12 protein-coding genes are annotated in these 13,711 nt (G+C 71.1%); 7 read left to right on the plus strand and 5 right to left on the minus strand.

The genetic code is table 11. The annotated features are described in order from the left end of the window. Positions 1-98 precede the first annotated feature (98 nt). From IFT51_RS08040 to IFT51_RS15425, 3 genes are all read right to left on the minus strand, one after another. Positions 99-1,088, minus strand: coding sequence for an ABC transporter permease (locus IFT51_RS08040; RefSeq protein WP_192060532.1), 990 nt, complete (start codon positions 1,086-1,088; stop codon positions 99-101). A gap of 65 nt (positions 1,089-1,153) precedes the next feature. Then, the gene (locus IFT51_RS08045; RefSeq protein ID WP_192060533.1) at positions 1,154-2,857 is read right to left on the minus strand and encodes an ABC transporter substrate-binding protein; all 1,704 of its coding nucleotides are present in this window, start codon (positions 2,855-2,857) and stop codon (positions 1,154-1,156) included. Between the two features lie 287 nt (positions 2,858-3,144). Then, positions 3,145-5,676: a glycoside hydrolase family 2 protein gene (locus IFT51_RS15425; protein ID WP_192060534.1), complete on the minus strand. Its 2,532-nt coding sequence runs from the start codon at positions 5,674-5,676 to the stop codon at positions 3,145-3,147. Positions 5,677-5,783: 107 nt separating this feature from the next. On the opposite strand from IFT51_RS15425, the gene IFT51_RS08055 reads away from it, so the two are divergent. Then, a complete protein-coding gene (locus IFT51_RS08055; protein WP_192060535.1) occupies positions 5,784-7,049 on the plus strand; it encodes an ROK family transcriptional regulator in 1,266 nt (421 codons plus the stop codon). Between the two features lie 178 nt (positions 7,050-7,227). Here the strand turns inward: IFT51_RS08055 and IFT51_RS08060 are convergent, their stop codons facing one another. Continuing rightward, positions 7,228-7,590 carry an SdpI family protein gene (locus tag IFT51_RS08060; RefSeq protein WP_192060536.1) on the minus strand — a complete coding sequence of 121 codons (363 nt, stop codon included), beginning with the start codon at positions 7,588-7,590 and terminating at the stop codon, positions 7,228-7,230. A gap of 142 nt (positions 7,591-7,732) precedes the next feature. Between IFT51_RS08060 and IFT51_RS08065 the strand changes: the two genes are divergently transcribed. After that, positions 7,733-8,014, plus strand: coding sequence for a hypothetical protein (locus IFT51_RS08065; RefSeq protein ID WP_192060537.1), 282 nt, complete (start codon positions 7,733-7,735; stop codon positions 8,012-8,014). Between the two features lie 186 nt (positions 8,015-8,200). Next, a complete protein-coding gene (locus IFT51_RS08070; RefSeq protein ID WP_192060538.1) occupies positions 8,201-8,755 on the plus strand; it encodes a hypothetical protein in 555 nt (184 codons plus the stop codon). A gap of 96 nt (positions 8,756-8,851) precedes the next feature. Here the strand turns inward: IFT51_RS08070 and IFT51_RS08075 are convergent, their stop codons facing one another. Next, complete coding sequence (locus tag IFT51_RS08075; protein ID WP_192060539.1) at positions 8,852-9,586, minus strand: transcriptional regulator; 735 nt, start codon at positions 9,584-9,586, stop codon at positions 8,852-8,854. 113 nt (positions 9,587-9,699) lie between these two features. Between IFT51_RS08075 and IFT51_RS08080 the strand changes: the two genes are divergently transcribed. From IFT51_RS08080 to IFT51_RS08095, 4 genes are read left to right on the plus strand one after another with little or no spacing between them, the layout of a single operon-like run. After that, on the plus strand, positions 9,700-10,695 hold the full coding sequence (locus tag IFT51_RS08080; RefSeq protein ID WP_192060540.1) for an ABC transporter substrate-binding protein: 996 nt from the start codon (positions 9,700-9,702) through the stop codon (positions 10,693-10,695). Beyond that, positions 10,696-11,718, plus strand: a complete 1,023-nt coding sequence (locus IFT51_RS08085; RefSeq protein ID WP_192060541.1) for an amino acid ABC transporter permease — start codon at positions 10,696-10,698, stop codon at positions 11,716-11,718. Further along, entirely contained in the window at positions 11,715-12,530 is an 816-nt protein-coding gene (locus IFT51_RS08090; protein ID WP_371740738.1) for an amino acid ABC transporter ATP-binding protein, read from the plus strand. The genes IFT51_RS08085 and IFT51_RS08090 overlap by 4 nt, the downstream gene beginning before the upstream one ends. After that, on the plus strand, positions 12,527-13,708 hold the full coding sequence (locus IFT51_RS08095) for an aminotransferase class V-fold PLP-dependent enzyme (RefSeq protein WP_192060542.1): 1,182 nt from the start codon (positions 12,527-12,529) through the stop codon (positions 13,706-13,708). The genes IFT51_RS08090 and IFT51_RS08095 overlap by 4 nt, the downstream gene beginning before the upstream one ends. The last annotated feature ends 3 nt before the right edge of the window (positions 13,709-13,711 follow it).

A 13,711-nucleotide genomic window follows, 5' to 3' on the forward strand; every position in this document is an offset into this window, starting at 1 on the left:
TTCTCCGAGATCGGCCTTCAGGAGGCGCGGTGTCTGTGTCCGGGAGCGGCCCACCCGGGTGGGTCGCGCCTCCTGGGCTCCGGTCCGTGCGCCGCGCATCAGCTGCGGGCCCGGGTGCGGGGGTCGATGATCCCGTAGAACAGGTCGACCACGAGGTTGGCGCCGAGCACGGCCAGCGTGATGAACAGGAAGATGCCCTGCATCAGCGCGTAGTCGTTGTTCGTCACGGCCGAGAGGAGCTTGCCGCCGATGCCCGGGTACGAGAACACCTGCTCGGTGACGATCGACCCCGAGACGACGAAGCCGAGCGAGATGGCGAACCCGGCGACGCTCGGCAGCACCGCGTTGCGGGCGGCGTAGCCCCGCAGGATGCGCCCCTGGCTGAGTCCCTTGGCCTGCGCCGTGAGGATGTAGTCCTCCGAGAGGGTCGACACCATCATGTTCCGCATGCCGAGCAGCCAGCCGCCGAGCGACGCGATCACGATGGTGAGCGCCGGCAGGAAGCCGTACTCGATCGCCGACGAGATGAACGCCCAGTCCCAGCCCGGGTCGAGGACGACGTCGTAGCCGCCCTGCGAGGGGAACAGCCGCATCGACGTGGCGAGCACGTAGACGAGGATCAGCGCGAGCCAGAAGTACGGCACCGCCGCGAGCAGCGTCGTCGCCGGCACGAGCGAGTCGAGCCAGGTGCCCGGCTTCCAGCCGACGAAGGCGCCGAGCAGGACGCCGAGGGCGGCGCCGATCACGGTGGCGATGCCGACGAGCATGATCGTCCACGGCAGCGACCCCGCGATGACCTCGCTGACCGGTGCCGGGAAGTAGCTCACCGAGACCCCGAGGTCGCCGCGGAGGATGTTGATCAGGTAGTTCCAGTACTGCACGGGCAGCGGCTCGGACGAGTCGCCGCCGAGGAGGAGCGTGTAGGCCTCCCGGGTGTCCGCCGTCACCACGCCGCCACGCTGCTGCAGCTTGGCCAGCAGGATGTCGACGGGGTTGCCCGGCAGCAGGCGCGGGATCATGAAGTTCAGGGTCAACGCCGCCCACAGCGCGATGGCGTAGAAGCCCAGCTTCCTGACGAAGTAGTTCACGAACCCTCACCCGGCCTCGACGTCGTCTCGGGGGCCGCCGTCTCCTCCTCGGTCACGACGATCGCCTACTCGCCCGTGGGCTTCAGGTTCTTGAAGACCTGAGCGTTGTCGGGCGAGGCCCAGATCGCGGGGAACGCGTACAGGTCGTCCATCGTGGGCCAGCCGCTGAACTTCGACGAGTGGAACTCGCTCGTCGTGCCGCCGGTCATGACGGGGATGTAGGGCATGTCCTCGACGATCGCCGCCTGGATGACGTCGAACTGCGCCTGACGGGCCGCGGTGTCGGCCGGGTCGACGGCCTTCAGCTCGGCGAGCGCGGCGTCGACGGCGGGGTCGCTGAAGCGCGCCATGTTCGTCGGGGCGGCCTCGCCGACCTCGGCCGTGTAGGCCGTGTTGAAGTACTGGTCGTAGAGGTAGAACGGGTCGGACGCGGGGCCCTGGCCGAGCGAGTCGATCGCGAGCTGGTAGTTGCCCTTGCTCTTCTTGTCAGTCCACTCGTTCCACGACGACTGCGAGGCGGTGAGCTCGATGCCGGCGGCCTTCAGCTGCTGACCCATGGTGTCGATGGCGGTGATGTAGTCGGTCCAGCCGGTGACGACCTCGACCGTGAGCTTCAGCGGCTCGCCGTCCTTCGCGTACACGCCGTCTCCGCCCTTGGTGTAGCCGGCCTCCTCGAGCAGCTCGCCGCTCTTGTCGAGGTCGGGGGCCGAGGGCGCGACGGGCTCGGCGACGTCGGCCGAGATGAGGTCCTCCTGCGTCGAGGTGAGCGCGAACGTGGGCGAGATCTCGCTGGCGGTGTTCTGGAACGCGAGCGAGTTCACCTGATCACGGTTCAGCGCGTAGTAGATGGCCTGGCGGACGGCCGGGTCGGTCTGGGGGCCCTCGCAGCCGAGCTCGACGCTCGAGCAGGTGAGCAGGGCGACCTGGTTCTGCGGGATGGTGACGGCGTCGTAGCCGGGGTAGTTCTCGGAGACGTTCTCCATGTCGGGCACGGGGCCGGTCTGCCAGTCGATGGTGCCGGCGGCGAGCGCGTCGGCGCCGGCTGTGTTGCCCGACAGCGACAGGTAGCGGACCTTCTTCACCTCGGGCTCGCCGCCCCAGTACTCGGGGTTCGAGGCAAGCGTGAACGCCTGCGCCTTGAAGTCGTCGAGCGTGAACGCGCCGGTGCCGACGGGCTCGGCCATGACGTCGGTGGTGGGGTCGATGCCCGACCAGAGGTGCTCGGGCACGATGGGTGTGCGACCGAGCAGGGTGGGGCCGGCGACGAACGCGGGCTTGCTCCAGGTGAAGACGACGTGGGTGTCGTCGGTCGCCGTGACGGTGCCGTCGAAGCCGCTGGTGTTCAGCGACGGGGTGTCGAGCAGCATCTGGAAGGTGAAGGCGACGTCGTCGGCGGTGAAGGGCTCGCCGTCGCTCCAGGTGGCGTCGTCGCGGAGGGTGACGGCCAGCTCGGTGCCGGCCTCGTTCCAGGTGTACTCGGTGCCGAGCAGGGGCTCGTAGGCCTCGGTGTTGACGTTCGTGACGAAGAACAGCGACTCGTAGATCGCGCCGATGCCGCCGATGCTCGAGGGCGAGTACGGGTTGAAGTTGATCTGGTAGTCGCCGGCCTGACCGGTGTAGACGACCAGGGTGTCGGAGGGGGTGGAGCTCGAGTTGGAGCCGCCGGCGGAGCAGCCGGTGAGGACGAGCGCGAGGGAGGCGGCGGCCGCGGCCCCCAGGACCCATCGGGGGCGGACGGGCCGGTGGCCGGTCGAAGCACGGAGGAACATCGTCGATCCTTTCGCTGCACCGCCGCGGGCTGCCCGGGGCGGTGCTGACATCGTTGTCACAGGGCGTCGTCGCCCCGATGGCCCATTGTTACCCCACTAAATAAAGCTCGTCAAGTTTCTCGTGCGTCCTGTGCTTCGGCGGGTTCCCGTCATCGGCGGCGGGTCGGCGCTGACCCGCCACGGATGACGGGAACCCGCCGCACCCCCGCGCGGAACTCCTCCGCGCGAAACCCCTCCGGGCACGCCGAAGGGCCGCGCGGCACGTGCCGCGCGGCCCTGCGCTCGACTCAGAGCGCCGCGACCCCTGCGAGCGCCCCGGCATGCCGCACGACGTCGTCGGCCGCGAAGCGCTCGGGCTCGACCCCGCCGGCCCCCGACACCCGGAATACCGCGCTCTCCCCCGCGAGCAGCGTCACCAGACCCCGGTCGACCGTGGCCCGGGGTGCGGCCCGGTCGACGAGCAGCGTGACGTCGCGGGCGTACGCCGACGCCGTCACGGTGACGAGCACGTCGCCGTCCGAGTCGTCCGACAGCACGGCCGTCGCCGTGACCGCACCCGGATCCAGTCGCTGCCCCACGACCTCGGCGGCGTTCCAGACGGCGCGCCCGGCCCCGAACCCGTCGAGGTCGACGACGAGCACCTCGGTGGCCGGGTCGAGGCCGGCGACCAGTTCGGCCGGCAGCAGCGTCGTCGACGCGCCCCGCGCATCCACGGCCACCGGCACCTCGACGGCCACCCGGCCCGCACCCGCACCTGCGCCTGCGCCTGCGCCAGCACCCGCACCTGCACCGCGCTCGAGCGGCACCACCCGCACGCGCGCCACCCCCAGCCACTCGGCGGCCGTGTCGTTCAGCAGCACCAGCGACAGACCGGAGGCGCGGGGCTGGATCGTCGCCAGCCGCGGTTCGTAGGCGGCCCGCAGCGCGAACCAGAGCGGCTTGCGGTGCTCGTCGAAGTCGACGGCGGCCCACGAGACGACGGGCCAGTCGTCGTTCAGCTGCCAGACGATGGTGCCGGTGTTGAGCGGTGCCAGCGACCGGAAGTGCTCGACGCCGAACCGGATCGCCGCCGCCTGGTTGAGCTGCGTCGCCCAGTGCCACTCGTCGATGGAGGTCGGCGTCGGCAGGTGCCCCCGCAGCCCGCGTTCGAGCTTGAGGTTGCCGTCTTCGGCCTTCTGGTGCACCAGCATCTCGTGGCCGTAGGGCGCCATCGGCTCGTCGTGCACGACCGCGGCGAGCGTCGACCAGGCGGGCGGCCCCTGGAACCCGAACTCCGAGACGAAGCGAGCCGGGTACTCGGCGTAGGCGGTGTAGTCGCGGTCGTTCCAGACGTCCCAGATGTGCATGGTGCCGTGCCGGTGGTCGTTCGGGTGCAGGTAGTCGCCGAACGAGTACGGGCTGCCGGGCGAGTACGGGCGGGTGCCGTCGAGCTCGGCGACGAGGCTCGGCAGCAGGGTGCGGTAGTACCCGTCGCCCCAGGTGCGCCCGGCCAGCGCGGCCCGCCAGCCCCATTCGACGAAGCCCCAGATGTTCTCGTTGTTGCCGTTCCAGATCGCGAGCGACGCGTGGCGGCTCAGCCGCGTGATCGCCTCGCGGGCCTCCGCCTCGACCTCGCCTGCCAGCCAGTCCTCCTCGGCGTAGGCGGCGCAGGCGAACAGGAAGTCCTGCCAGACGAGCACCCCGGCCTCGTCGCAGGCGTCGTAGAAGTCGTGCGACTCGTAGATGCCGCCGCCCCACACGCGCAGCAGGTTCATGTTCGCGTCGACGGCGTCGGCGACCCGGCGACGGTACCGGGCGGCGTCCATCTCGGTGAGGAACGCGTGGTCGGGGATCCAGTTCGCCCCGCGGATCTGCACGACCTCGCCGTTGACCGACACCGTGAACGGCGTGCCGTGGGCGTCGGGTGCGGTGTCGAGGGTCACCGTGCGGAAGCCGACCCGCGCCTCCCACGGCTCGTCGGGCGAGGTGCTCAGCGTGACGCTGACGGGGTAGAGCGGCTGGGCGCCGTGACCGCGCGGCCACCAGAGCTCGGCGTCGGGCACGACCAGTCGAAGTCGCGCCGAGGCCTCCCCCGCCGTCACGGCCGAGGAGGCGCGGTGCCCGTCGACCACGACGGTCACCTCGGTCGACCCGCCGCCCGCACCCTCGCCGCCCGCCCACTCGAGCTCGACGTGCGCGTCGAGCACGCCGCCCTCGTCGGTGACGTCGACGAGCGGCCTGACCGACGCGATCCGCACCCCCGACCAGCTGTCGAGGCCGATCGGCTTCCAGATGCCGCTGGTCGCGACGTCGACGCCCCAGTCCCAGCCGAAGTTGCTGGCCGACTTCCGCAGCATGTTGAAGGGGTGGTGGTTGACGTGCGGGAGGGCGCCGTGCCGCTCGACCCGCGCCTCCACCTCGGCGACGGGGGCGGCGAACGTGATGGTGAGGCGGTTCGCCCCGGCGACCAGCGCCTCCTTCACGTCGAACCGGTAGCTGCGGTGCTGGTTCTCGGTCTCGGCGACGAGCACCCCGTTGAGCTCGACGCGGGCGACGGTGTCGAGGCCCTCGGCCACGAGGTCGTGGCGGTCGGAGCCGTCGTCGCTCCAGTCGAAGACCGTCGAGTAGCGCCAGACGGTGCTGCCGATCCACTGCTGGGCGGCCTCGGCGTCGCCGTCGAACGGGTCGGTGATGAGACCGGCGGCGAGCAGGTCGGTGTGGGCGCAGCCGGGGACGGTCGCGGGGATCGTCGCCCGGACGAGCCGGGCGGCCGCGGCGTCGGGGACGGGGCCGGAGACGGCCTCGAGTGTCCAGCCGTCGTGGAGGGGTGAGAAGACCATGGGTGCCCTTGCTAGGAGAGGTTCGGACGTCGGTGTCGCGCGCTCGCACTTTGTCAATCGACTTTATTAAGCCGTGCAGAGCCTACGATATCGCCAGGAGGTACGACATGGTCAACCCGCGTCCGCTGTTGGCGGTGCCCACGAGCCGAGCGCTCGCGTTCGACCTGATCCGCTCGCAGGGGCCGATCAGTCGAGTCGAGCTCGCCGAGTCCACCGGCCTCACTCAGGCGACCATGTCGAACGTGGTGCGCCAGCTGCTGCTCGACGGACTCGTCGTCGAGTCGGGGCGTCGCGAGTCGACCGGCGGCAAGCCCCGTGTGCTGCTGACCATCGACCCACGAGCACGGTATGCCCTCGGGGTGCAGCTCGGGGCGGACTTCGTGACGGTGGTGTTGACGGATCTCGGCGGCGCCCTCGTGGGGAGGAGCCGCGTCGCCGGCGTCTGGGGGCAGTCGCCCGAGTCGGCCGTCGCGTGGATCGCCTCGACGGTCTCGGCCTTCCTGGCATCGATCGGCGTCGAGGCCGACCGGGTGACCGGTCTCGGCCTCGTGACGCCCGGGCCGATCGATCTGACGACGGGCAGCATCCTCGGGGCGCCGCCGTTCGAAGAGTGGGCGGGTTTCCCGCTGCGCGAGGCGACGGCCGAGGCGACGGGTTTCGCGGTGATCCTCGACAACGACGCGACGGCTGCGGCGATCGGCGAGTTCTGGGGCGGTGCCGTCGGCGACAGCGCCGCGCACTGCACCGTGTACTTCGGGGCGGGGATCGGCGCCGGGATCGTGCTCGACGGGGCGATCTACCGGGGGGCGAGCTCGAACGCCGGCGAGCTCGGGCAGATGCGGTACCGGGGGCCGGGGCCGGTGGCGCACCGGGTGTCGGCCGAGCAGCTCGCCGGGCCGGTGAGCGTGGCGCTCGGGGCGCGGGCGGCGGTGGCGGCGGGGCGGGCGACGAGTCTGGTGCTGACCGACAACGAGGATCCCTTCGCCGACTTCACGCTGGTCGCCGAGGCGGCGGTCGAGGGTGATGCGCTGGCCGTCGAGCTGATCACCGAGTCGGCGGACCACCTGGCGAACGCGGTCGTGTCGATGGCGAACCTGCTCGATCTCGACTCGGTGGTGCTGGCCGGGCCGTCGCTGACGACCGCGGGGCCGCTCTATCTCGAGGTGGTGCGGCAGCGGATCGCCGACGACTTCTTCGCCAAGGGGCGGCACCGGGTGAGGGTCGAGCTGTCGGCCTACGTCGCCGATGCGGCTGCTGTAGGAGGCGCGGCGCTGGTCCTGCAGAGAGAGGTCGGGGCGCGTCGTGGGCCGGGTGGTGCGGGTGCTGGTGCTGGTGCTGGTGCTGCGGGTGCTGCGCCGGTGTCGCCGGTCTGACCCGCGCCTCCTCGGTGCTCCGGGGGTATTCCGCTCCAGTGGTCAGAAGATGTCCTTCATCGGCGCGAGAAGGACCACTTCCGACCACCGAAGCCCCACGCCAGTCTCAGGGTGGGCAGAAGACGCCCTTCGTCGGCACGCGAAGAGCATCTTCTGACCAACGACGTCGCGCGCGGGTTCAGTCCGACGCCAGCGCCGACGCCGAGACCGCGGTCGCAGCCTGGTCCGCGCGCCACGCCCCGACGAGTGTGCCGATCAGCATGCAGATGATGCTCACGATGATCCACAGCGCTTCGACGCCTTCGCGCAGCGGCACCGCCACGGGGACGAACGCGGCTCCCACGGCGAGCGCGCAGCCGATGGCGACGGGCACGAGGGCGGCGCGGTGCCCGGCGCGCCAGGTCTCGGCCGACTCCATCACGTGGCGGAACCGGATGCCGGCGAGCTGGTTCACGCCGAGGCGTCCACGGGCGGCGGCGAGGGTGGTGCCGAACACGACGGCGCACCCGGCGAGGACGATGAACGGCACGACGAGGGGCATCCCTCCACGCTAGGTCACGCTCGGCGCGCCCGCATCCGTCGAGTGTCGTCCACGGGGTGACCCTGGTGACCCGCGCCTCCTCGGTGGGCACCCCCACAAGGAGGCGCGGCGCCGGTCTCACCTGCGCCCCTAGTGTGGAGGAATGATCAAGTCCGAGAAGACCCTGCTCGTCTACGCCATCGTCGGGCTGGTGTTCGGCGCCGTGCTGCTCGTCTTCGGGCAGCCGATGGGCTGGCTGCTGCTGGTCGGCGGTCTCGGGCAGTTCGGCTTCATCTTCTACCTGAAGCGCAAGCGGCAGGAGGCCGAGGCGGCGAACGTCGCGCCCGCCTCCTCCATCGCACCCGCGGCTCCGGTCGCGCAGACCGCGGCAGCCGACGCCGGGACGGACGCCACGGACTCCCCCGACGCCCCGACCCCCCGCTGACCGGAGTCGCATTCGAGCTCTTACGCATGCAGACGTAAGAGCGAATCCGCGAAGCCCCACCTGTCGCCGGCCACCGCACCCGCCCCTCCTGCTCGCTCGGAGGTCGGCCGTGTTCCGTCCCAGAGGACGACCTCACTGCACCCTGCGGACGACGCCCCCGCCGCCGGTTCTGCCTAGCGTCGAACCATGGCCCTCACCCACGCTCCCGCAGCCGCCGCCAGCACGCCCGCCCGGGCCGAGCCGCAGCGCCGCCGCTCGACGCTGCTGCCGCTGCTCCCCTGGACGACGGCCTGGGGAGGCGCGGCCGCGTTCTGCCTCATCCCCATCGGCTTCGTCCTGTTCTCGGTGGTCGTGGAGCAGTCGGCAGAGGGGCTCGCCGCACTCGCGATGGTCTTCCCCGTGATGCTCGGCGGGGCGGTGGCCCTCTGGTTCTACGGCCTCGTCGCCGGCATGCTCGCCGGCCTCCCCGACTGGCTGCTGCGCCGCCGCCCCCGCCTGCGGCCGCTCGGCGCAGCACTCGCCGTCGTCATCCTCACCGTGCTGGTCGCGGCACCCTGGGTCGTGGCGAACAGCCGAGTCCTCGACCTGCCCCTGATGGCCCCGACCACCCTCACGTCGACCGCGATCATCGCGGGGGCGACCGCACTGGCCACGCTGGTGGTCGTCCTACTGCACGGGAGGCGCCAGCGCCGCCTCGAACGCGACTCGACTGGTCAGAAGATGTCCTTGCAGCAGCCTTGAAGAGCAGTTTCTGACCACTCGAGGGCGGCACCATCGACGACCCCAGCACCGACGACGAGCGCCGGAGCCGAACCCGATCCCGACACCGCGCAGCGATCACCCCGAGGTCCGCACCTGCCGCACGTACCGGTACACCGTCGGCTCCGACACGCGCAGCGCGACGGCGACCTGCGCCACGGCCCCCTTCAGCAGGAACACCCCCGCCCGCTCGATCTCGCGCACGGTCGCGATCTTCTCCTCGGGCGTCATGCGCTGCGGGTCGACTCCCCGTGCCGCCACGATGCGCGCGACCCCGTCGAGGGCGAGCTCGTCGACGTTCATGCTCAGCCGCTCCGCGACCAGGGCGGGCCACTGACCGGCGTCGCCCGCGCCTCCTCGGCTGGCGCCCTTGACCAGCCCCGTCGTCGCCGTGATCGCCTCGAGCAGATCGCGCGCCCGGGTCAACGGCTCGTCGTCGATGTTGACGCAGAGCATGCCGACGACCCCGCCGTCGACGTCGCGGATGAAGAACGTCGACGAGCGGAACGTGCCGCCCGTCCGTGACTCGGCCAGGTAGTTGGCGAGGAAGTCGCGGTCGTCGTGCTCGTGGTTCTGCAGCACCTTGAGCACGAGGTCGGTCGCTGGCCCGCCGACGCTGCGTCCGCTGACGTGACCGTTCGTCAGCGCGACGATCGACCGGCTGAGGTCGCTGGTGTCGTGCAGCACGACCTCGGTGCGCGGTCCGAGCAGCTCGGCCAGGAACCCCATCAGCGGCAGGTAGGGCCCGAACTCGGCCCGGAGCTCGCGGCTGCGGTCGACCTCGGTCGCCCTCGCACCGTCGTGACTAGTCATGCCCCCAGGCTACCGACGCGCGATCGAATCCTCGCACTGTGATAATTTCTTCTCACGCAGCCGGTGACCCGGCCAGCTCGCGATGACCGACGACGTTCACGAAAGGCTCGACCATGACACGACCCCGCACCCGCTCCGCCCTCTGGGGCACCGTCGCGACCGGTGCCGTGCTCGCACTGAGCCTCACGGCCTGCGGCGGACCGAGCGCCCCGCAACCCGGCGACGCCGGCGACGGCAGCGGCAGCGGCAGCGGCAACGGCGGCAGCGGCAGCGCCTCGTCGACCATCCCCGACACGAGCGCCCTGCTCGACGCCGTCGAGGTCGACGACGCCCTCGCCTCGCAGGTCCCCTCCGACATCGCCGACGCGGGCACCCTGAACGTCGGCTCGAACGTGCAGTCGGCCCCGAACAACTTCTTCGCCGAAGACGGCTCGACGGTGATCGGCTCCGACCACGACCTGATCACCGCGGTCGGCAAGAAGCTCGGTCTCGAGGTCGAGTACCAGAACCAGGACTTCGGCTCGCTGATCACCAGCCTGCAGTCGGGTCGCGTCGACGTGACCATCGCGGCGATGAACGACACGGCCGAGCGGCAGGAGGCGATCGACTTCGTCGACTACCTCACCTCGGGCATCACGCTGATGGTGCAGAAGGGCAACCCGGCCGACATCACCGGCCCCGACACCCTGTGCGGCAAGTCGATCGCCGTCGTCACCGGCACGAGCCAGCAGGAGTTCGCCGAGGCGACCAGTACGCAGTGCGAGTCCGACGGCGACGAGCCCCTCGAGGTCACCGTGACCGACAGCGACAGCCAGAACCAGACCCAGCTGCGCACCGGTCGCATCGACGCGATCGTCAACGACCTGCCGAGCGCGGTCTACATCTCGAAGACCGCGCAGGGCGGCGAGGCCTTCGAGGTCGTGCCCGGCGACGTCATCGACGGCGCCCCCTACGGCATCGGCGTCAATAAAGACGACCCCGAGCTGCGCGACGCCATCGCGGCCGCGCTCGACTCGCTGATCGACGACGGCACGTACGGCGAGGTCCTCGACGCCTGGGGCATCACCTCGGGCAGTGTGACCGAGGCCGTCGTCAACGGCGGCGAGTAGATGGCGACCACACGGCCTCCGGGCGGTGACGGGTCCGACACGACCCGCACCTCCTCGGCTCGGTCCACCCCCGGGAGCGCAGGAGGCGCGGGTCGCGTCGGAACCCTCACCCGCGAGCTGCTCCCCCAGGTCCGTCTGAAGCACTGGGGCCGCTGGATCAGCGCGGTCGTCATCGCGGTGCTGCTGCTGGCGCTCGTCTACGGGGCGTCGCAGGGCGACATCTCGTATCGCGACATCCCGTACTACCTGGTGTCGCCGATCATCCTGCAGGGTCTGGTGGGCACGATCGTGCTGGCCGTGGTCGCGCAGGTGAGCGCGGTCGTGATCGGCGTGCTCATCGCCCTGATGCGCATCTCGAAGAACCCGGTGGCGCAGGCGTTCGCGGCCGGCTACACCTGGCTGTTCCGCGGGCTGCCGGTGCTGCTGCAGATCCTGCTCTGGTACAACCTGGCGCTGATCTTCCCGCGGTTGCAGCTCGGGGTGCCGTTCACCGACGTGGTGTTCGTCGACGTCAGCACGAACGACATCATGACGACGTTCGTCGCGGCGTTCCTCGGTCTCGCCCTCAACGAGAGCGCCTACATGGCCGAGATCGTGCGCGCCGGGCTGAAGAGCGTCGACCGCGGTCAGATCGAGGCCGCGCAGTCGATCGGTCAGACCCCGATGCAGCGCATGGCCCGCATCGTGCTGCCGCAGGCGATGCGCATCATCATCCCGCCGACGGGCAACGACTTCATCAACATGCTGAAGGGCACGGCGATGGCGTCGGTCATCGGCTACCTCGAGCTGATCAAGGCGGCGAACAACATCGCCTCGTTCAACCTGCAGGTGATGGAGACCCTGATCGCCGCGGCCATCTGGTACATGGTCATCGTCAGCGTCGCGAGCGTCGGACAGTTCTATCTCGAGCGCGGCTTCGACCGGCAGGACCGCCGCCCCGGCGGCCCGCCGAATGCCCGTGCGCTGCGTCGCAAAGTCGCTGCCGACCTCGGCCGCGCACCCCTCGTGAGGAGCACCCCGTGACCGCGACAGAGAGCACACCCGCAGGAGGCGCGGGTCCCGTCGACGACGCCGCCCCCGTCCTCGAGGCGATCGGCATCGGCAAGTCGTACGGCAGCAACGAGGTGCTGCGCGACGTGTCGATGACGGTGCGGAGCGGCGAGGTGGTCTGCATCATCGGACCGTCGGGCGCCGGAAAGTCGACGTTCCTCCGCACGCTGAACCGGCTCGAGGAGCCCGACGCGGGCGAGGTCTGGGTCGGCGGCGAGCCGATGGGCTTCGAGCTGCGCGGCGGCGTGCTGCACGAGCTGAGCGAGCGGCGGCTGTCGGCGCAACGGGCGCGCACCGCGATGGTCTTCCAGCACTTCAACCTGTTCCCGCATCTGACCGTGCTCGGCAACATCATCGAGGGCCCGGTGCGGGTGCAGAGGCGGAATGCGAAGGAGGCGCGGGCCGAGGCCGTCGAGATCCTCCAGCGGGTGGGCCTCGGCGACAAGGTCGACGCCTACCCTGGCCAGCTCTCGGGCGGGCAGCGGCAGCGGGTCGCGATCGCGCGGGCCGTGGCGATGAAGCCGCTCTTCCTGCTGTTCGACGAGCCGACGTCGGCGCTCGACCCCGAGCTGGTCGGCGAGGTGCTGAAGGTGATGGGCGACCTCGCGCGCGACGGCATGACGATGCTCGTCGTGACGCACGAGATCCAGTTCGCGCGGGAGGTCGCCGACCGGGTGGTCTTCATGGCCGACGGCGGGATCGTCGAGCAGGGGCCGGTCGAGCAGGTGCTCGGTGCGCCGCGGGAGGCGCGGACGAAGCAGTTCCTGCAGCGGGTGCTCGCGTGACGGCTGGTGCGGGCGCCGGCGTGACGGCTGCTGCCGACGTGACTGCTGGCGTCGGCGCGAGCTCGGCGCTCGATGCGTATCTCGCGTCGTTCGCCGAGCCCGTCGGGTACCTCAACTTCGGCAGCTACGGTCCGCCGTCGCGAGACGTGGTCGAGACGATCACGCGTCTGGCGACGGCGGCGAGCGCCGGGGTGCCGTCGTCGGGTCTGCATGCGGAGGACGAACGGGCGTTGGCGGCGGTGGCGCGTCTCTCCGGGTTCGACCGCGGTGGGGTGGCGTTGGCGAGCAGCACCTCCCTGGGGCTGATGCAGATCGCGTTCGGTCTGCCGCGAGGCGAGGTGCTGGTCAGCAGTGCGGAGTTCCCGTCGAATCTCTACGCGTGGTGGCGCTCGGAGGAGGCGGGGCTCACGACGGTCCGGCCGCTGCCCGCCGTCCCGGGGCAGCCGCTCGCGCCTGTCACGCCCGAGCGGGTCGCCGATGCGGTCGGGCCCGACACGGTGGCCGTGGCGGTGAGTGCGGTCGACTTCCGCACCGGCACCGTGGCCGACCTCGCCGGGCTCCGTGAGGCGGTCGGCGATCGCCTCCTGGTCGTCGACGGCATCCAGGGCTTCGGTGTGCTCGACGCCGACTGGACCCTGGCCGACGCACTCGTGGTCGGTGGTCAGAAGTGGCTGCGGGCGGGGTGGGGAACCGGCTTCGTGGCGCTGTCCTCGCGGGCCCTCTCGCGCCTCCGTCCGGTTCTGGGTGGTTGGACGGGTGTCGAGGGCACCTCCCGGTACGACGGAGTGCCGCATGAGCCGCTGCCCGGGGCGCAGCGTCTGTCGGTGACGAACGGTTCGCCCTTCGCGTCGGGTGCGCTGGCGACGGCGCTGGAGCAGGTGGAGTCGGTCGGCGTCGACGTGATCGCGTCGAGGATCGCCGACACGGCGGGTGAGCTGATCGCGCGGCTGGGCGCTGTGGGCGTGCCGGTGCTGTCGCCGATCGCGCGGGCGGAGCGGGCCGGGATCGTCGTGGCGGGTGTCCCCGCCGGCTCGGCAGCGTCGGTCGGCGCCCAGCTCGAGGCCGCCGGCGTGACGGCGACGCTGCACGGCGATGACCGCGTGCGCCTCAGCGTGCACGCGACGACGACGCCAGCGGCGCTCGACGCGGTCGTGAGCGTCCTGGGCGCCCCGGCGTAGCCG

Origin of the sequence: Frigoribacterium sp. CFBP 13712 (genome assembly GCF_014842255.1) — a bacterium.
Lineage (GTDB): Bacteria > Actinomycetota > Actinomycetes > Actinomycetales > Microbacteriaceae > Frigoribacterium.